The sequence below is a fragment of the Paracoccus broussonetiae genome (assembly GCF_031854425.1).
GTDB classification, from domain to species: domain Bacteria; phylum Pseudomonadota; class Alphaproteobacteria; order Rhodobacterales; family Rhodobacteraceae; genus Paracoccus; species Paracoccus broussonetiae.
This window is the reverse complement of the sequence record NZ_JAVRQI010000002.1, coordinates 59,183-76,367: the sequence shown is the minus strand read 5'-3', so window position 1 is coordinate 76,367 and position 17,185 is coordinate 59,183. Positions and strand designations below refer to the sequence as shown.

Genomic DNA, 17,185 nt, shown 5'->3' with positions numbered 1-17,185 from the left:
TGTCCGTGCGGCCTACTTCTGGGCCGCTTTCTCGACGAAGGCGTTAGTATAGGTCTTGGTCACGTCGACATTCGCCGCCGCGATCTCGGGCGAATTGAAGTTCATGACCTTCAGCACCGCCTCGGCCGCTGCCGGGTCCATCTTGCCGTCTTCCGAAATCATCTCGAGGCTGTTTTTCAGCGACTCGGCATAGATCACGGGATCGCCGATCAGATCCTGCGGCATCTTTGCGGCGATCTCTTCCGGGGACGACTCGTGGATGTAATGCAGCGTGTCGACGATGGCCGCGGCCAGCGCCTGCGTCTGTTCGGGGTGGCTGTCGATCCACTCCTGGCGCGTATACAGCGCGCCGCCGGAATAATCGGCACCGAACAGCTTCACGGCATCCGCCTCTTTGCGGGTATCTACCAGCAGCTTCAGGTCGTCATGGCGCTGCTTCAGCTGCGAGATCGCCGGATCCAGCGTGACCACCGCGTCGATCTGGCCCTGCTCAAGCGCGGCGACCGCCGTGGCGCCCACGCCCACGCCGACAACCGAGGCGGCGTTCGGATCAAGCCCTTCGCGCGACAGCATGTATTTCAGGAAGAAATCGGTCGACGAACCCGGCGCGGTGACCCCGACCGTCTTGCCGGCGAGATCCGCGATGGTGTTGATCTTGTCGTTCTCGTCCGGGGCGACGACCAGCGCGATACCCGGAAGGCGATCCATGACCACGAAGGATGCCAGCTGCTGCTTCTTGGCGGCCAGGCTGATCGTGTGTTCATAATAGCCCGAAACGACATCGGCGCTGCCCCCGACCACGGCCTTCAGCGCGGCCGAGCCGCCCTTGAAGTCGATCAACTCGACATCGACGCCGTGCTTTTCGTAATTGCCCAGCTGCTCGGCCAGAACGGTCGGCAGATAGCAGATGCAGCTGGACCCGCCGATGGCGATCTTGATGGTTTCGGCCGCGGCGGGAAGGACGCTTGCCGATGCGATCAGCCCGGCAATAATCGTGGTGCGAAGTTTCATGTTTCCTCCCTGGGACATGTCAGTGTTGCTGGTCGCTGTCGGGACGCCAGACCAGAAGCCTGCGCTCGGCCAACGTCACCAGCCAGTCGATGATGAGAACGAATGCCGACAGCACGAACATCCCGGCAAAGACGCCCGCGATGTCGAACATGCCTTCGGCCTGCGCGATCAGATAACCAAGCCCCGCCGAGGCACCCAGGTATTCTCCGACCACCGCGCCGACCACCGCAAAGCCGATCGAAATGTGCAGCGACGAGAACACCCAACTGAGCGCCGATGGCAGATAGACGTGGCGCAGCAGTTGCCTTTCGTTCATCCCCAGCATCCGCGCGTTCTGCAACACGGTGCGGTTCACCTCTTTCACGCCCTGATAGACGTTGAAGAAGACGATGAAGAAGACCAGCGTGAACCCCAGCGCGACCTTGGACCAGATGCCAAGCCCGAACCACAGCGTGAAGATCGGGGCCAGGACGACCCTCGGCAACGCGTTCGCGGCCTTGATATAGGGGTCGAACACCGCCGCCAGCTTGGGACGGCGCGCCAGCCAGAAGCCCAGCACCAGGGCCGCGACCGAACCGATGACAAAGGCCAGCGCGGCCTCGATCAGGGTGATCCACAAGTGGTACCAGATCTGCCCGGTCGAGAACCAGACGATGACCTGTTTCACCACATCCATCGGGGTCGAGAAGAAGAACTGGATCCGCGACGGATCACCGAACAGCGGAGTCTGGGTCAGCACCCACCAGAAGCCAACGGCCACGACCGCAACCAAAGCCTGCAGGCTAAGAAGAACGAGTTTGGACATCACGCTTTCATCCCCGTGCCGTGGCCATATGCTTTCAGGACCTGTTCCTTCAGGATGTGCCAGATATCGCGATGCAGGCTTTGGAATTCCGGCGTCAGCTTGATTTCCGAGACATCACGCGGACGGTCCAGCGTGATCGGGAAGTCGCCGATGATGCGCGCATCCGGTCCCGTCGACAGGATCACCACCCGGTCCGACAACGAGATCGCCTCCTCAAGGTCATGGGTGACGAACATCACCGCCTTGCGGTCCTGCTGCCACAGGTCCAGCAGCAGGTCGCCCATGATCAGCCGCGTCTGCGCGTCCAGCGGACCGAAAGGTTCGTCCATCAGCAGGATCGCCGGGTCGCGGATCAGCACCTGCGCCATCGCGACGCGCTTGCGCTGGCCGCCCGACAGCATATGCGGATAACGATCGCCGAAACCGCGCAGGCCCACGCGAGTTAGCCACTGATCGGCCCGCGCCAACGCCTCGCGCCGGGGCGTTCCGGCGATTTCCAGCGGGATCGCGACATTGTCACGCGACGTCTTCCACGGCATCAGCGCATCGGCCTGAAACAGGTATCCGGCATCGCGGTTCAGCCCCTCAAGCGGCTTCCCGTGGATTTCGACCGTCCCGCCCGAAGGCTTCAGAAGCCCGGCGGCAGCGTTGAGCAGGGTGGACTTTCCCGAACCGGTCGGGCCGACAATGGCGACGAATTCGCCCTTTTCAACGCGCAGATCCGCACCTGCGACCGCGCGAAAGGGCGCCTTTCCGCTGACATTGAAGCTGATGTCCACAGCCTTTAACGAAATGGCTGACTCCATGCAGCTCCCCCTTAAAAATTCCCGCATTCGACTTCCGCCTTGCGACCCAACCCCGCCGCGAAACGCGCGGCGCACCTTAACGCGCGAGTAGAAGGCGCTTCAAGGTCAGTCGCGCAACTTCGCCGAAGCCCGGCGGATGCCCCAGGGAAAGCCCGAAGGTCAAGGGGAAGGCGGCATGACGAAACGTGAAATGGTGATGAATGCCGCTTTGATTTCAAGCCGTCAGCGCGGGAACCTCGGCACGAACTTCCGACCAACTCACATACGGCGCCCCGGCGCGGCCGCGACCGGGTCGGGCGAACGCGAGAGGGAACGCTAACGCCCGCTCAGCTCGCGCAGGAAAGCCGCGCGATCAAGATCGTTGCCTTCAGCCGCGAAGATCGACGCATCAAGCCGTCGCAGCGACGCGGGATCGACAGCGCGCCCGAAGCGCTTTTCATGCCCAGCATATTCCAGCGCCACGCGGCGCAACTCCAGCAGATCACCTTCCGCGGCGGCTTTGCGCAGCGCGCCGGAATGCGGGTTCGGCAACCAGCGGCGCCAGTCCGGTACCCGCAATCCCTGTCCGCGCAGCGCCAGCCCTAGCGCCAGCGCCGCCCCTGCTGCGACCACGCCAATCAGCGACCAGCGCGATACCGCACCCGTGCTGCCCCCAATATTCGCGCCAAGCTGGCCGTAACCGAAGATGACCGGCTGCGTGATGGAGCCCCGCATCTCGCGCTTGGCAAGGTCGAACCACGAAAACCGGATCGGAGGCAGCGTTCCCTGTTCACCGGTGATCGGTCGCAGGCTCCATTCCCATTCCACGAAGGCCAGTGGTCCCTTTTCGGTCAGCCGCGTCTCGCGCTTTTCGGGGGAAGTGAAGCTGATCAGCCATTTCTCGCGCAGGTCGGGGCGCGGGGGCAGCAGGTGCGCCATGGTGTTTTCGGCGGTGATGGTGATGCGACGATGAATGGTCTGATCGTCGCGGATGTGGGCAGGGTCATCCGACAGCTCGTCCGTGACCTTCAGGTTGCGCGCCACCAGTGGCAAACCCGGCGCGGGATAGGGGCCGATCGCGATCGTGACCGGCGGCGCCTCGACCACGATTTCGCGCCGCGTCGCGCCCTCGGCCTTGGTCAGGTGATGCGAGACTGGCCCGATCACCAGATTGCCCGGCTTGCGCGGGAAAATGGCGATCTGGCGTTCGAACACGCGGCGCTGGACGCCGTTCACGCGCTCATCCCGCCAATCGTCGGGCAGAAGCTGCATCCAGTCATAGGCGGCCGAGTCGGGAAAGGTCATGTCCTCCAGCGCGATGAAGCCGTCATATTCGCCGCGAACAGTCAGGCGGATCATCTCGCCCACCACGGGCCGCCCTTCGGGCAGGACAAGGCGCAGGCTGTCCTCGGCCCGCGCAGGCGCGGCCAGCAGCAGAAGCAGGATCAGCAACCGGATCACCACGGCTCCCCCTCGGCCGGGCGGATCAGGCCAAGGGCGGCGCGCCGTTCATATTCCGCGCGCAGCCGAAGGCGCAGGAATTCGCCGGGATCATCGGACAGCGTCTCAAGCCATTCGTCGCTGGCGGACAGCCCCCGCGCCTCGACATCGCGCTTCCAGTGGATCATCAGGACGCCCGAAGTCGCATTCTGGGTCGTGTCCGCTGGTCCCAGCCCCCCGGCTGCGGCAATCCGTCCCGGCACGGTGCTGTCCCCCTGCTCGGGCGGGATCATGGCGTTGACCAGTTCGCGGTTGGCACGCGCCTCGGCATCGGCGGGGTTGGCAAACAGCACGGCATCGAAATAGGCCCGCGACAGGGAATACTGCCCGGTCCCGGCCAAGCTGAGGCCGCGATTATAGGTCTGGGTCCGCCCCGCCTCGGCGAAAGCGGCGTCGGCCCCGGCATAGTTGCCCGCGCGATACAGTGCCACGCCCCGCTCGGACGGGTCTGGCAAAAGATGAGATGCGAGCGCGGGCTGCCCCGCCCACAACGCGACCCGCCCCAGCGCCTGCCGCCCCGAGATGGCCAGCGCCAGCACGGCAAGGACCAGCAGATACCTCATGCCTGTCTCCGGAATTGCCAGAGCAGAGGGATCAGCGCCAACAGGGCAAACAGGGGGCCAAGATCCTGATACTGCAGCGCCACCATGGCCGGATCGCGTTCGACGGTCGAACGGGACAGGGCCGCGACAACCGGTCCCGGCTGGGTCGCGGGCACCACCCGTTCGGCGATGCGCGCGAGTGCGGTGGCATCGGCGACGGGATTGCCCGTGACGCTGAGCGCCTGGACCCGGACCCCGGCTTCACGCAGGCGCTGTGCCTCGGCCTCGGCGGCGGCGTCGATGCCGCCCCCGTCCGAAATGACGACCAGATCGGCATGGGCAAGCCCGGCCAGCATCTTGCCCGCCAAGGCCAGCGCTGCAGAGGGGCTGCTGCTTTTGTCGGGCATCGTTTCCGCATCAAGGACCGAGAGCAGGCTTTCCAGCACCCGCGGATCGGCGGTGGGGGCACTGGCGCCATAGGCCTCGCCCGCGTAAAGGATCAGCCCCACGGGACGACCGGGCAGGCTGGCCATGATCTGGGCAGCGCCCGCCTGCGCATCCGCAAGCCCCCCGCGCGTGACCGATCCAGACATGTCCAGCGCGATGACCACCGCATCGCTTTGCGCAAAGACCGGCGCATCGCCGCGTGGCAGGGCTGGACCGGACAGGCCCACCGCCAGCGCCGCCGCGCCCAGAAAGGGCAGCAGTCTCAGCCAGCCGGGCGCGGCGCGGACCTGACCCAAGGCCGCCAGGCCGGCCAGCATCTGCGGCGACAGGACCGACTGCCAGCCCCCGGCATCCGGGCCACGCCGCCACATCACCCAGGCCGCCAAACCCAGCAGAGGAACGGCAAGCAGCCACCAGGGACGCAGCAGGATCATCCGCGCCTCCATCCCGCCAGCAGCAGCAGGACCAGCGCAAGCGCCCCCGGCCATGCCCACAGCGACTGCCAGAAGCGAAGCGGCGGGCGTTCGCCGGGGTTTGGCTCCAGCTCGTCCAGCGTGGCGGCCATCGCCTCAAGATCGGCCATGCCGCGCACGCGGAACGTGGTTCCCCCAGAGGCCTCGGCCACGTCGCGCAAGGTCTTTGCGTCGACGGCATCGCGGGACTTCGGCTGTGTCTCCAGGTCGTCGGGGCCAAGCGCAATGGTATGGACGCGGATGCCGTGTTCGGCAGCCAGCCGGGCCGCGTCGACGGAACCGACCTTACCTGACGTATCGACCCCGTCCGACAGCAAGACCACGACCCGGGTCGGTGCGTCGCTGACCGCGAGCCGCCGCATGGCCAGTCCCAACCCATCCGAAATCGCGGTCGCCCTCCCGGAGATGCCGATCTGCACCTCGTCGATGGCGCGCGCCACGGCGGCGACGTCAAAGGTCACGGGCTGTGCAAAATAGGCTCGGTCGCCGAAGACCACCAGCCCGATCCGGTCGCCCTTGCGCGCCGCGACAAAGGCCGAAGCCACCCGTTTCACCGCGTCGAGGCGCGAGATTGGCTGCCCATCCAAGGCAAAATCCTGTTTCTCCATGCTGCCGGACAGGTCCAGAGCCAGCACGATGTCCCGTCCAGACGCGGGCAGCAGCGACGATTGCCTGTCCATCTGCGGCCCGGCCAGCGCCACGATCAGCAGCACCCAGGCCAGCGCCGACAGCCACCAACCACCACGCCGTGCATTGTCAACCAGCCCGCCAAAGACCTGCGGGGGCACGATCAGCCCGCCCCGCGCGGCACCCGCGGGCAAAAGCCGTACAAGAAACGGCAGGGGCAGCAGAAGAAAGGCAAGCGGAAAGGCAAATCCCATCAGCGCGCGCGCCTTGCAATCCGCTCGATCTCGGGCGGGGGCGGTGGCGGCGCGGCGCCATAAGCGGCGGGGCGCAGGGCTTCGGGCAAGCGTCCAAGGATGCGCGCAATCGCCAGAAGCCGCTCTTGCGGCGGCAAGTCGCGGGTCCCGCGGATGCGCTCGGCGCGCGAAACGCGGCGGCGCAGCAGCGGCGACAGGGCCGCCGCCAGCAGCACGCCCGCCAGCAGACCCAGCCCGAACAGCGCCAGAAATTCCGGCCAACCCGCCCCCTGCATCGTCGGCGGCAGGCGCGAAGGCGCAAGCTGGGCCATCAGGTCATCGCCCGTCATCGGCACCCACCAGATCGGGATGCGCACCAAGCCGGCGCAGATGGGCCAGCAAGGGCTGCGGATCAAAGGGCGACAGCCGACCATGCCTGCTATGCGCACCGTCGCTGACCGCCAGCGTCGCGGCCGGGGGGGCAGCCTCTGCCGGGTCAAGGATCACATGCACCTCGAACCGGCGTCCCTGCGCCAGGCGCGTCAAGGCAGCATCGGCGTCGGCCAACCCCTCTGGCCCGGTCGCCAGGTGGACACGTCCGCCGGGCGGGACCATGCGCATGGCGCGCGCCAGCGCCGGGACAAGCGTCACCGCCCCTGCCCGACGCGTCAGCGCCGCATCATGCCCCCGCGCAAGTGCGGACGCGATCTCCTGCATATGCGAGACCCCGGCAGCGGGGTTCACGACCAGCGGCGCGTCCTCACCCACGACCAGCAACCCGACCGAGCCGCCACGCCCGACCGCGCGCCAGCCCAGCATGGCAAGATGCCGTGCCGCGCGAACCGAACGCAGCGCTGTCCCCGTGCCCCAAAGCATGGGATGGCGGAAATCGGCGACCAGCAGGGTGCTGTCGTCGCGGTCCTCGTGAAAGCTGCGGACATGAAGCTGGCCGGTCCGGGCGGTCGCGGCGGGGTCGATCCGGCGCAGGTCGTCGCCATCGGCAAAGGCCCGGATCTCGCGCAGGTCCATTCCCTGCCCGGCGACGCGGGCAGGGATCGCCCCCGCGCGGCGGCTGGCGGGGCGCTGGCGCTGCATGCGGTCGGGTGGACGCAGGCTCATCAACTCGGCCATGGTCAGGCGCAGGCCGGGATGATCCAGCGCTGCCGGAATTGTCACCACGGGCGCACCTCGCGCAGGGCCTGCGCGATCAGGCTGCGGCCGGTCCGCCCTTCGCCCTGTGCTTGCCAGCTTGGGATCAGACGATGGGCCAGCGCATCCTCGGCCAGTTCCTCGACATCCTCGGGGATGCCATAGTCGCGCCCGGCCATCCAGGCCCGCGCCCGGGCCGCCGCGGCAAGCGCCAGCGTGCCGCGGGGCGAGACGGGATGCTCGACCCATTCATGCACCGCGCCGCCTTGGCGCGTCGCCATGACCAGCCGGACGATGAAATCCTTCAACGCCGGGGCCAGGTGCACGGCCGCGACCTGGTGCTTAGCGGCATGGATCTGGGCCTCGGAGATCAGGCCGGCCACTGCGGTCGGCGGGGCCAGCGTCTCGGCCTCGACAAGGTCAAGGATGCCGCGCTCGGCCTCGGCATCCGGCAGGTCCAGGCTGAGATGCAGCAGGAACCGGTCCATCTGCGCTTCGGGCAGGGGGAAGGTGCCCTCATGCTCGATCGGGTTCTGGGTCGCGACGACCATGAAGGGGTCGGGCAGTGCCCGGGTGGTGCCGCCGGTGGTCACCTGGTTCTCGGCCATCGCCTCCAGCAGAGCCGACTGCACCTTGGGTGGCGCCCGGTTGATTTCGTCGACCAGCACCAGCGAATGGAAGATCGGCCCCGGCACGAAGTCGAAACCACCGCTTTCGGCGCGAAAGACCTGCGTCCCGGTCAGATCCGAGGGCAGCAGGTCCGGCGTCGACTGAATGCGCGCGTGGCTGCCCGACAGGCTGGCGGCAAGGCGCTTGACGGCACGGGTCTTGGCGATGCCGGGGGGGCCCTCCAGCAGGACGTGACCGCCCACCAGCAATGCGATCACCAGCCGTTCGGCAAGCCGTTCATGACCGATCAGACCATTGGCGACGCCTTCGGCCAGACGCGCGACAGCCTGCGCGTCAACATGTTCCAGATGCGACATTTTCCTTCTCCCTGGCCCGACGCTGGCCCGAGATGGCGAATTCGCCAAGCCGAATAGCCGCTTCTACGACGAAGGGCTGAGGGGTCCGCCACGGGCAAGCGCGTCCAGGATCATGTCCGCGCGATGCAGAAATTCATCCCGCCCCGGGGGCAGGTCAAGCTCTCCGATACGCTGCTGCCAATCGGTCGTGGCGCTGGCAAGGCCATTTGGCAGGCCAAGCTCGGCCAGCGTCACCGCCACTTCGCGCATCTCGGCGGCGCGACGGCGGCCATGGACCAACATCCGCTCAAGATTATAAGCCGCCTGCCGTGACCATTCTATGGCAGGATTGGATGCCTTGAGCGAGGCCAGAACCTGTTCCTCGACCCCCGCGCGGCGTGCGGCCAGCAGGCATTCCGCTGTCAGTGCCTCCATGCCCTTGACCATGACCGAGCGGATCATCTTGATCGAGGACGCATCGCCGACCGCCGGTCCCGCGATCTCGGCCTGCATCCCCAACCCTGAGAGCGGCAGCCTGGCCGAGTTCACATGGGGACCGGCGATCAGCAGCGGCGTAAGGTGCAGACGCGGATGAACCGGCGCCATGATCGCGACATCGACATAGCGGGCCCCCACCCCTTCGACGATCTCTGCCGCCTTTCGCTTTGCCCCCGGTGAACAGCTGTTTCCGTCCAGCCAGAAGGCGCCGGGCGCAAGATACGCCGCCGATTGCGCGGCCGCCTCGACCGCGCGATCGGCGGTGACAAGGCAAAAGACCGCCTGTGCGCCCGTCAGCGCCGACGCCCGGTCGGGGGAAAGCAGCACACCGCAGCGCGCGGCCCGCGCCCGGGGCAACTCTGCCAAGGCGGGATCTTCGGATTTCAGGTCATAGGCCCGCACCCGCCGGGCAGCCTCCGCGCCCCAACCGGTCGCAAAGGCCTCGGCCGCCTCGCCAAAGCCGATGAATGCAAGTCGGGGGGCGTCGTCTTGGGTCATCCCAATCCTCCATCTCCCGACAGGACTAGCGGCGTCGGGGCGCAGGACAAGGGATCATAGCGCCAGCTTATGGACCCGCACACGCTTCGGAATGTCCGCGCATCGTGACAGCACAATGCCGGCATCCTTGCGGACACCGGCATGAAAGTTGACTGAGGATGGGGCTAGTGGCTTTCCTGCCCGACCGCGCCGCGATGGCGCAGGCGCGCGACCAGTTGCAGCAACTTCGGCACGACCAGCAAAGCCAGCCCGATCGCCATGATTGCACTGCACAGCGCGGTTTCGAAGAACACCGACAGCGAACCGTCCGACAGCACCATGGACTGGAAGAAGGCGTTCTCGGCCTTGTGACCCAGCACCATCGCAAGGACCAGCGGCGCCAACGGATAATCCAGTCGTGTCAGCAAATATCCGACCAGTCCGAAGACCAGAACCACCCACAGGTCAAAGGTCGCGCTGGACACCGTGTAGCCGCCGACAAAGCAGATCGCGACGATCATCGGCCCGATGATCGAGAACGGCACCCGCAGCAGCGCCGCGAACATCGGCACGGTCAGCAGGACCAGAATGACCCCCACGATGTTCGAGACATACATGCTGGCGATCAGGCCCCAGACGAAGTCGGGCTTGGTGGCGAACAGCATCGGTCCGGGGGTCAGGCCCCAGATCATCAGACCGCCCATCATCACCGCCGCCGTGGCCGAGGACGGCACGCCAAGCGCCAGCATCGGCAGCATGGCGCAGGTGCCCGCGCTGTGATCTGCGGTTTCGGGGGCGACGATGCCCTCGGGGCGGCCCGTCCCGAAGGCCGCGCCCTTGCGCGAGGCCTGGCGGGCAATGCCATAGCTCATGAACGAGGCGGCAGTGGGTCCACCCGGCGTAATGCCCATCCAGATCCCGACCAGTCCCGAGCGGACCGTCGTCGCCCAGTAGCGCGGCAGTTCGGCGATGGTGCGCAGCATGTCGCGCAGGTCGATGCGGGACGAAACGCCGCGGAAATGCAGCCCCTCCTGCACGGTGGCCAGCAGCTCGCCGATCCCGAACAGGCCGATGACTACCACAAGGAAGCTGATGCCCCCCAGAAGGTCAGAGAAGCCGAAGGTCAGGCGAACCTCGCCGGTGACATTGTCCATGCCGACCGAAGCCAGCAGCAGGCCCGCCGTCAGCGACACCACCGTCTTGGTCGCAGAGGCGCTGCCCATCCCGATGAAGGCCGCGAAGGCCAGGAAATAGACCGCGAAATATTCCGGCGCACCAAAGCGCAGCGCGAAGCGCGAAGCCCAGCCCGCCAGCAACGTGATGACGATGACGCCGATCAGCGCGCCGATGCCCGCCGACATGAAGGCCAGCGTCAGTGCCCGCGTCGACTGGCCCGAACGGGCCATCGGATAGCCGTCAAAGGTCGTCGCGACCGAGCTTGGCTCTCCGGGGATGTTGAACAGGATCGAGGTGGTCGAGCCGCCAAACAGCGCGCCCCAATACATCGAGGACAGCAGGATGATCGCGGCCGTCGGATCCAGCGAAAACGTCAGCGGGATCAGCAGCGACACCCCGTTTGGCGCGCCCAGTCCGGGCAGGACGCCGACCACAAGGCCCAGCAGCACGCCCGCCACCATCAGCAGAAGATGCAGGGGCGTGATGGCGACGCCGAAGCCGTGCATCAGAAGGTCAAGATTTTCCATTGCGCGAGCTTTCTCAGTAGATGCCCAGAAGCGGCTCGATCGGGCCCTTCAGCAGTGGGACGAGGAAGGCGATCTCGAAGATCACGTAAAGCGCAAGCGAGAAGCCCAACCCGAATGCCAGCGCGACCCAAAGGCGATAGCCTCCGGTCCGCCACGCGCTCCAGGCGATATAGGCCGCCGCGCCGACATAGATCCCCATCACCAGCGTCAGGATCACAAAGGCGATCATGGTGCCACCAAAGCGGGCCAGCCGCCCCAGCCGTTCGCCGTCCAGGAAGGGTTCCTCGATCTCGCCCTGTCCTTCGCGGACAAGCGCGGCCCTGTGCGCGACAAAGGCGGTGCCAAGGTTCCACAGGCTTGCAAGGATCAGGATCACGCCGACATAGAACGGGAAATACCCGGATTCCGGGCCGGATTCCGACCAGCCGTGGCCCAGTTGCATCGCGCCGACCACTCCGGCCACGCCCAGTGCGCCGGTTCCGATGGCGGTCACTGCCTCGGCATGAAAACGTCTGACGGTCATTGCTTCCCCCCTGTCTCCGTCGATCCGAAAAGGGCTCGCGACCGACCGGCCGCGAGCCCTCGGGTCCGCCTTACTCGGTGGACCAGCCCTGCTCCTTGAAGACCGCGACGGTCTTGGTCTCGCTGTCGTTGACGAAGGACTTCAGGTCATCCCCGGTCAGGAAGGTGCCGGTCTGAGAGGTCTTGGTCAGGTAATCCTGCCATTCCGGAGAGTCGAAGACCGCCTTCAGCGCCTGTTGATAGAACGCGACGGCCTCGGGCGGGGTCTCGGCGGGCATCCAGACCGTGCGCGGCATCTGGTAGCTGTCGATGTTCAGGCCCTGTTCCTTGCAGGTCGGGATGTCCTGCCAGCCCATCTCGCCCTGGATCGGTTCGCTTTTCGCCATGCGCTGGGTCGAAACGACGCAAAGCGGGCGGATGGCACCCGCTTGCCATTGGCCGATATTCTCGTTCGGGTTGTTCGTATTCGCAGTGATGTGACCGCCTGCCAGCTGGACGCTGGCCTCGCCGCCGCCATTGAAGGGAACATATTTGAAGTCGACGCCTGCAGCATCTTCGATCAGCGCGACAAGAGTTTCGTCCACATCCTTGGACTGGCTGCCCCCGAAGACGATCTTGCCCGGTTCGGCCTTGGCCGCATCGGTCAGGTCGGTGATGGTCTTGTAGGGTGCGTCCGCCTTGACCCAGACGATGAACTCATCCATCGCCAGCGCCGCCACCGGTTGCAGATCGCTGACCGAATAGGCCAGTTTGGCCACATGGGGCAGCAGATAGGCGTTGTTGGTCGCGAAGATCAGCTTGCTGGGATCGGCCTTGTTCTGCTTGCCGTAAAGGAAGGCCTCGGCCCCCGATCCGCCGCCCTTGTTCAGCACGACGATCGGCTTGTCGATCAGCTTGTTGCGGGTCAGTACCGACTGAATGGTGCGGGCAAAGTTGTCCGAACCGCCGCCGGCGCCGGACGCCACCACGAACTCCACGGGACGGTCCGGGCTCCATTCGGCCCAGGCCGGGACGGACAGCAGCATCAGCGACGCGACAGACGCGCCAATTGCCTTTTTCATCATCGTTCTCTCCTCCACTGAATTGGACCGCGCCCTCCACGCGATCTGTCAGCCGGGCCCTGATGCAGGCCCGGCCGCCTTATTCCCCGACCGAGGCCGTAGCCCAGTCAGCCGCAAGCGCGGCGTGACCGTTGCTGCGGGGATTCAAGCTGGCCAGGCTGACGCCCAGGCGGGCAGCGGCGCGGGTCGCGCCCAGATCCGCCTTGCCCTTGCCAGCGATGTCATAGGCCGTGCCATGCGCCGGGGTGACGATCGGGAAGTCATAGCCGGCGATCAGGGTCACGCCCCGATCGAAGCCCAACAGCTTGATCGCGATCTGGCCCTGGTCGTGATACATGGTCACCACGGCGTCGAATTCGCCGCGGATCGCGCGGACGAACACCGTATCCGACGGGATCGGCCCCTTGACGTCGAACCCTTCTGCCGCCGCCATCTCGACCGCGGGGGCGATGATGTCCTCGTCCTCGTCACCGAAATTGCGGCCGTCGCCCGCATGGGGGTTCAGCGCCGCGACACCCATACGGGCACCGGGCTTGCCTGCGGCAGCCATGACTTCCGAGGTCAGGCGGATGCTGGACACGATCCGTTCGACGCTGAGACGGTCCGCAACCGCGCGCAGCGGGACATGCGACGTGACGCGCGCGTTCCAGACCTCATCAAGCACGTTGAACTCGCGGCCGCTGCGTTCGGCGCCCAGAACCGCATCGATGAAGCCGATCTCGTCGACATAGGCCGGACGCGCCAGGCGCATCGAGTGTTTGTTGAACGGGGTGAACATCACCGCATCGACCAGACCCGCCTTTCCCAACCGCAGGGCGGCGGCGAAGTTCTGCAGCGATGCCTCGCCCGCAGCCGGGTTCGACTGGCCAAGCGTGATTTCGTCCGACGCGCAATTCGCCAGGTCGACCAGCACATGCCGCGCGGGCAGCGTCTGGCCCAGCTCATCCTGGCCGATCACCTTCACGTCCAGTTCGACCCCGGCATGTTCGACGCCCATGCGCAGGACATTCTCGGCGCCGATGACGATCACTTCGTGGTCGCGCAGCTCTGGATCGGCCATCAGCTTGGCCGCCAGTTCGGGGCCAACGCCGCCTGCATCCCCCAGTGCCAGTGCAATCCGCATGTCGACGATTCCTCTTCCTCATCCCCAATAAAAAATTCTGTATACAATATTTCGTATCGCGTCCACTTCAAATTTGCGCTAGGATCGGAGCTGCCTTTGGAGTGCGACATGGATCTGCTGAACCAAACGATGGGCGCGCTGCGCGTCGACAAGGCCACGCTGCACGATCAGGTCGTGGCGCGGATACGTGACCTGATCGTCGAGGGGGCGCTGACACCCGGCTCGCGGATCGACGAATCCGCCCTGATCGAACAGCTTGGCGTATCCCGCACCCCCTTCCGCGAGGCGCTGCGCACGCTTGCCGCCGAGGGGCTGGTCGAAATCCGCCCGACCCGCGGCAGCGTCGTGCGCAAGCTGACGCCGGACGAGGTGTTCTCGATGCTGGAGGTGCTGGCGCAACTGGAGCGGCTGGCCGCCGAACTGGCCTGCAAACGCGCCACCGAAGACCAGATCGCAAGCCTGCTGGCGATGCATGACGAGATGCTGGTGTATTATGAAAAGCGTGAGCGGATGCCCTATTTCAAGCTCAATCAGGAGTTTCACCGCGGCATCGTCGGCCTGTCCGGAAACCCGGTTCTGGTGGAAATCCACGGAAACCTTCACGCGCGGCTGAAGCGCATCCGCTTCGTCGGCAATCGCGGCCCGGATTTCTGGGCCGACGCCGTGGCCGAACACGAGGAAATGGCCTTGGCCCTGCGGGCGCGCGACGGCGCGCAACTGGGCGAAATCGCGTCCCGGCACATGGTGAACACCTGGACACGGGTCCGCGACGCCGTCAGCTGAACGCCGCGCGATCAAGACAATTCCGGCTTTGCAGGGCCAGTCCTGTCTGACCCCAAAGCCCGGCCGCCGCTGGCCGCCCGCGTCGCCATAAGTCGCGAGGCGGCCAGCGCGTTGGCCCGGCCGCTGCCGTCTTGACAGGCGGGCGCAAACTGGTCCTGATTCACCTATGGGGAAAAGCGATCTCCCCACGAGGCGGCAGCCGAAGATCGCGTTCCGATCCTGTTCAACCCGAACCCGAGGAGGGAACGCAGATGCCTGCGCCAGACGCCATCGCCTGCGACCAGCTTGCAAAGCTTGTGGGGACGCCACGCGCGCCCACGATTCTGGATATCCGACCCGCGGCCTCCCGCGCCAGCGATCCCCGGCTGATCGCATCAGCCCGGCCCTTGCCCGAGAAGTCGCTGTCCGTCGCCGATATCCGCACCCTCTCCGTCGACCTTTCCGGTCCTGTGGTCGTGGCCTGCGACGCCGGACATGGCCGCAGTCAGGGCCTTGCCGCCCTTTTGAGACACCAAGGGCTGCGCGCCGAATACCTGGAAGGCGGCCATGCCGCCTGGGTCCAGGCCGGGCTGCCCACCTGCAACCCCGCCCCGATCACCCGGCTGGACGCGTCGGGCCGCAGCGTGTGGGTCACGCGCTCGCGCCCCAAGATCGACCGCATCGCCTGCCCCTGGCTGATCCGCCGCTTTGTCGATCCGCGCGCGGTTTTCCTGTATGTGCTGCCATCCGAGGTCTCATCGGTCGCTGATCTGGTGGGTGCCATGCCCTATGACATCGGAGACGTGTTCTGGAGCCACCGGGGCGAGGAATGCACCTTCGACACCATGATCCGGGAATTCGGCCTGCGGATTCCCGCACTTGATCGGCTGGCCATGATCGTGCGCGGGGCGGATACCGACCGGCTGGACCTGGCACCAGAATGCGCGGGGCTGCTGGCCGCTTCGCTGGGACTGTCCCGGATGCACAGTGACGATCTTGCCCAGCTTGAGGCGGGGATGGGACTTTACGACGCCTTCTATCGCTGGTGCCGCGACGCCACCGGAGAACGGCACAACTGGGAAAATCACGCGGGCCCGGCCAGATGAGCAGGGATCCTGGCTTTCCATCGCTGTGGCAGGCCACCAAAGTCTGGGCGCGCATCGCCGCCCTGTCCTTTGGCGGGCCTGCCGGGCAGATCGCGATCATGCACCGCACCCTGGTCGAAGAGCGCAAGTGGCTGGGCGACAACCGCTTTCTGCACGCCCTCAACTTCTGCATGTTGCTTCCCGGCCCCGAGGCGCAGCAACTGGCCACCTATATCGGCTGGCTGATGCACGGGGTCAGGGGCGCGGTCATCGCGGGCGGGCTGTTCGTCCTGCCGGGCGTCGTCAGCATCATGGCGCTCAGCTGGATCTATGCGATCTGGGGCGAGGTTGGCCTCGTCTCGGGCCTGTTCTTCGGGTTGAAGGCCGCGGTGCTGGCAATCGTCCTGCAAGCCGTGGTGCGCGTCGGCAGCCGCGCCCTGCGGAACGGGATGATGCGGCTTGTCGCGGGCCTGTCCTTCCTGCTGATCTTTCTGTTCGACATGCCGTTTCCGCTGATCGTTGCGGGCGCGGCACTGATCGGTTGGGCCGGGGCCAAGGCCGGTCTTGCGGCTTTCAGGGGCGCTGGCGGCCACGGATCTGGCGCAGGTGCGCATGTCCACGACGCCGAAACCCTGCTTGGCGAGGAGACCGACTTTTCCGCCGCGGATCAAAGGGGTGCGATCCGCGCCGGGTTCTGGGCCATCGCATTGTGGCTGGTGCCCGTCATCCTGCTGTTGCAACTGGCCCCCGGATCGGTCTTCCAAGAGATCGCAAGCTATTTCTCGAAGCTGGCCATGCTGTCTTTCGGCGGAGCCTACGCAGTTCTCGCATGGGTCGCGCAAGAAGCGGTCGGCACCTATGGCTGGCTTCGCCCGGGCGAGATGCTGGACGGCCTCGGCATGGCCGAAACGACGCCCGGCCCCCTGATCATGGTGCTGCAGTTTGTGGGCTTCATGGGCGCGTTCCGCGATGCCGGATGGGCCCTGCCGCTGGCCGCGGGCACCCTTGGCGGGCTTCTGGCAACCTGGGTCACCTTTGCCCCCTGCTTCGCCTGGATCTTTCTGGGCGCCCCCTTCATGGAGCGGTTGCGCGCCAATCCCGCGCTGGCCGGTGCCTTGTCGACGGTCACGGCGGCGGTGGTGGGCGTGATCCTGAACCTTGCGGTCTGGTTCGCCTTTCATGTCGTCTGGTCAGAGGTGGAAAAACTGGAGCGTGGCCCGCTGTCGGTCGAATTGCCGGTCCTGCACTCGATCGACTGGACCGCTGCGGCACTGTCGGCGCTGGCGCTGTTTGTGGTGTTCCGGCTGAAACCGGGCATGATGACCGTGCTTGGCTCGGCCGCCGCGCTGGGGGTCGCGCTGCATCTGGTCGGGCTGGCCTGATCGCGGAACGGGGGGCCGCCTCGCTGCCCCCCTTC

At 66.3% G+C, this 17,185-nt stretch carries 18 protein-coding genes; 3 read left to right on the top strand and 15 right to left on the bottom strand.

What is annotated here, in order from left to right; all coding sequences use genetic code 11:
- Positions 1-12: 12 nt before the first annotated feature.
- The 15 genes from RM190_RS02935 to RM190_RS02865 form a co-directional block, all read right to left on the bottom strand.
- Positions 13-1,011 carry an ABC transporter substrate-binding protein gene (locus RM190_RS02935; RefSeq protein ID WP_311757901.1) on the bottom strand — a complete coding sequence of 333 codons (999 nt, stop codon included), beginning with the start codon at positions 1,009-1,011 and terminating at the stop codon, positions 13-15.
- Between the two features lie 19 nt (positions 1,012-1,030).
- Positions 1,031-1,816: an ABC transporter permease gene (locus tag RM190_RS02930; protein ID WP_311757900.1), complete on the bottom strand. Its 786-nt coding sequence runs from the start codon at positions 1,814-1,816 to the stop codon at positions 1,031-1,033.
- Entirely contained in the window at positions 1,816-2,622 is an 807-nt protein-coding gene (locus RM190_RS02925; RefSeq protein WP_311757899.1) for an ABC transporter ATP-binding protein, read from the bottom strand. Before RM190_RS02925 ends, RM190_RS02930 begins: the two co-directional genes overlap by 1 nt.
- Positions 2,623-2,937: 315 nt before the next feature.
- Positions 2,938-4,062: a hypothetical protein gene (locus RM190_RS02920; RefSeq protein ID WP_311757898.1), complete on the bottom strand. Its 1,125-nt coding sequence runs from the start codon at positions 4,060-4,062 to the stop codon at positions 2,938-2,940.
- The gene (locus RM190_RS02915; RefSeq protein ID WP_311757897.1) at positions 4,059-4,664 is read right to left on the bottom strand and encodes a hypothetical protein; all 606 of its coding nucleotides are present in this window, start codon (positions 4,662-4,664) and stop codon (positions 4,059-4,061) included. The genes RM190_RS02920 and RM190_RS02915 overlap by 4 nt, the downstream gene beginning before the upstream one ends.
- Positions 4,661-5,524 (bottom strand): vWA domain-containing protein, encoded by an 864-nt coding sequence (locus RM190_RS02910; protein WP_311757896.1) that lies wholly within the window; start codon positions 5,522-5,524, stop codon positions 4,661-4,663. Before RM190_RS02910 ends, RM190_RS02915 begins: the two co-directional genes overlap by 4 nt.
- Positions 5,521-6,444 carry a VWA domain-containing protein gene (locus RM190_RS02905; protein WP_311757895.1) on the bottom strand — a complete coding sequence of 308 codons (924 nt, stop codon included), beginning with the start codon at positions 6,442-6,444 and terminating at the stop codon, positions 5,521-5,523. Before RM190_RS02905 ends, RM190_RS02910 begins: the two co-directional genes overlap by 4 nt.
- On the bottom strand, positions 6,444-6,773 hold the full coding sequence (locus tag RM190_RS02900; RefSeq protein ID WP_311757894.1) for a hypothetical protein: 330 nt from the start codon (positions 6,771-6,773) through the stop codon (positions 6,444-6,446). Before RM190_RS02900 ends, RM190_RS02905 begins: the two co-directional genes overlap by 1 nt.
- Positions 6,760-7,599 carry a DUF58 domain-containing protein gene (locus RM190_RS02895; protein WP_311757893.1) on the bottom strand — a complete coding sequence of 280 codons (840 nt, stop codon included), beginning with the start codon at positions 7,597-7,599 and terminating at the stop codon, positions 6,760-6,762. The genes RM190_RS02900 and RM190_RS02895 overlap by 14 nt, the downstream gene beginning before the upstream one ends.
- Positions 7,596-8,558: an AAA family ATPase gene (locus tag RM190_RS02890; RefSeq protein ID WP_311757892.1), complete on the bottom strand. Its 963-nt coding sequence runs from the start codon at positions 8,556-8,558 to the stop codon at positions 7,596-7,598. The genes RM190_RS02895 and RM190_RS02890 overlap by 4 nt, the downstream gene beginning before the upstream one ends.
- 63 nt (positions 8,559-8,621) lie before the next feature.
- Positions 8,622-9,533 carry an NAD(P)-dependent oxidoreductase gene (locus RM190_RS02885; protein WP_311757891.1) on the bottom strand — a complete coding sequence of 304 codons (912 nt, stop codon included), beginning with the start codon at positions 9,531-9,533 and terminating at the stop codon, positions 8,622-8,624.
- Positions 9,534-9,697: 164 nt separating this feature from the next.
- Entirely contained in the window at positions 9,698-11,215 is a 1,518-nt protein-coding gene (locus tag RM190_RS02880) for a tripartite tricarboxylate transporter permease (protein WP_311757890.1), read from the bottom strand.
- Between the two features lie 13 nt (positions 11,216-11,228).
- A complete protein-coding gene (locus tag RM190_RS02875; protein WP_311757889.1) occupies positions 11,229-11,738 on the bottom strand; it encodes a tripartite tricarboxylate transporter TctB family protein in 510 nt (169 codons plus the stop codon).
- Positions 11,739-11,808: 70 nt separating this feature from the next.
- Positions 11,809-12,801 carry a Bug family tripartite tricarboxylate transporter substrate binding protein gene (locus RM190_RS02870; RefSeq protein ID WP_311757888.1) on the bottom strand — a complete coding sequence of 331 codons (993 nt, stop codon included), beginning with the start codon at positions 12,799-12,801 and terminating at the stop codon, positions 11,809-11,811.
- A gap of 76 nt (positions 12,802-12,877) precedes the next feature.
- Positions 12,878-13,921, bottom strand: a complete 1,044-nt coding sequence (locus tag RM190_RS02865) for a 4-hydroxythreonine-4-phosphate dehydrogenase PdxA (RefSeq protein WP_311757887.1) — start codon at positions 13,919-13,921, stop codon at positions 12,878-12,880.
- 108 nt (positions 13,922-14,029) lie between these two features.
- Between RM190_RS02865 and RM190_RS02860 the strand changes: the two genes are divergently transcribed.
- The 3 genes from RM190_RS02860 to chrA all read left to right on the top strand — a co-directional run bounded on the left by RM190_RS02860 (position 14,030) and on the right by chrA (position 17,150).
- Positions 14,030-14,704, top strand: a complete 675-nt coding sequence (locus tag RM190_RS02860) for a GntR family transcriptional regulator (protein WP_311757886.1) — start codon at positions 14,030-14,032, stop codon at positions 14,702-14,704.
- 251 nt (positions 14,705-14,955) lie between these two features.
- A complete protein-coding gene (locus RM190_RS02855; RefSeq protein ID WP_311757885.1) occupies positions 14,956-15,789 on the top strand; it encodes a sulfurtransferase/chromate resistance protein in 834 nt (277 codons plus the stop codon).
- Positions 15,786-17,150: a chromate efflux transporter gene (gene chrA, locus RM190_RS02850; RefSeq protein WP_311757884.1), complete on the top strand. Its 1,365-nt coding sequence runs from the start codon at positions 15,786-15,788 to the stop codon at positions 17,148-17,150. Before RM190_RS02855 ends, chrA begins: the two co-directional genes overlap by 4 nt.
- Positions 17,151-17,185 lie beyond the last annotated feature (35 nt).

What these genes read in the sequence shown, in the direction of transcription:
- RM190_RS02935 (WP_311757901.1), bottom strand. Translation starts at nt 1,011, where the DNA reads ATGAAACTTCGCACCACGATTATTGCCGGGCTGATCGCATCGGCAAGC.
- RM190_RS02930 (WP_311757900.1), bottom strand. Translation starts at nt 1,816, where the DNA reads ATGTCCAAACTCGTTCTTCTTAGCCTGCAGGCTTTGGTTGCGGTCGTG.
- RM190_RS02925 (WP_311757899.1), bottom strand. Translation starts at nt 2,622, where the DNA reads ATGGAGTCAGCCATTTCGTTAAAGGCTGTGGACATCAGCTTCAATGTC.
- RM190_RS02915 (WP_311757897.1), bottom strand. Translation starts at nt 4,664, where the DNA reads ATGAGGTATCTGCTGGTCCTTGCCGTGCTGGCGCTGGCCATCTCGGGG.
- RM190_RS02910 (WP_311757896.1), bottom strand. Translation starts at nt 5,524, where the DNA reads ATGATCCTGCTGCGTCCCTGGTGGCTGCTTGCCGTTCCTCTGCTGGGT.
- RM190_RS02905 (WP_311757895.1), bottom strand. Translation starts at nt 6,444, where the DNA reads ATGGGATTTGCCTTTCCGCTTGCCTTTCTTCTGCTGCCCCTGCCGTTT.
- RM190_RS02900 (WP_311757894.1), bottom strand. Translation starts at nt 6,773, where the DNA reads ATGACGGGCGATGACCTGATGGCCCAGCTTGCGCCTTCGCGCCTGCCG.
- RM190_RS02890 (WP_311757892.1), bottom strand. Translation starts at nt 8,558, where the DNA reads ATGTCGCATCTGGAACATGTTGACGCGCAGGCTGTCGCGCGTCTGGCC.
- RM190_RS02885 (WP_311757891.1), bottom strand. Translation starts at nt 9,533, where the DNA reads ATGACCCAAGACGACGCCCCCCGACTTGCATTCATCGGCTTTGGCGAG.
- RM190_RS02880 (WP_311757890.1), bottom strand. Translation starts at nt 11,215, where the DNA reads ATGGAAAATCTTGACCTTCTGATGCACGGCTTCGGCGTCGCCATCACG.
- RM190_RS02875 (WP_311757889.1), bottom strand. Translation starts at nt 11,738, where the DNA reads ATGACCGTCAGACGTTTTCATGCCGAGGCAGTGACCGCCATCGGAACC.
- RM190_RS02870 (WP_311757888.1), bottom strand. Translation starts at nt 12,801, where the DNA reads ATGATGAAAAAGGCAATTGGCGCGTCTGTCGCGTCGCTGATGCTGCTG.
- RM190_RS02865 (WP_311757887.1), bottom strand. Translation starts at nt 13,921, where the DNA reads ATGCGGATTGCACTGGCACTGGGGGATGCAGGCGGCGTTGGCCCCGAA.
- RM190_RS02860 (WP_311757886.1), top strand. Translation starts at nt 14,030, where the DNA reads ATGGATCTGCTGAACCAAACGATGGGCGCGCTGCGCGTCGACAAGGCC.
- RM190_RS02855 (WP_311757885.1), top strand. Translation starts at nt 14,956, where the DNA reads ATGCCTGCGCCAGACGCCATCGCCTGCGACCAGCTTGCAAAGCTTGTG.
- chrA (WP_311757884.1), top strand. Translation starts at nt 15,786, where the DNA reads ATGAGCAGGGATCCTGGCTTTCCATCGCTGTGGCAGGCCACCAAAGTC.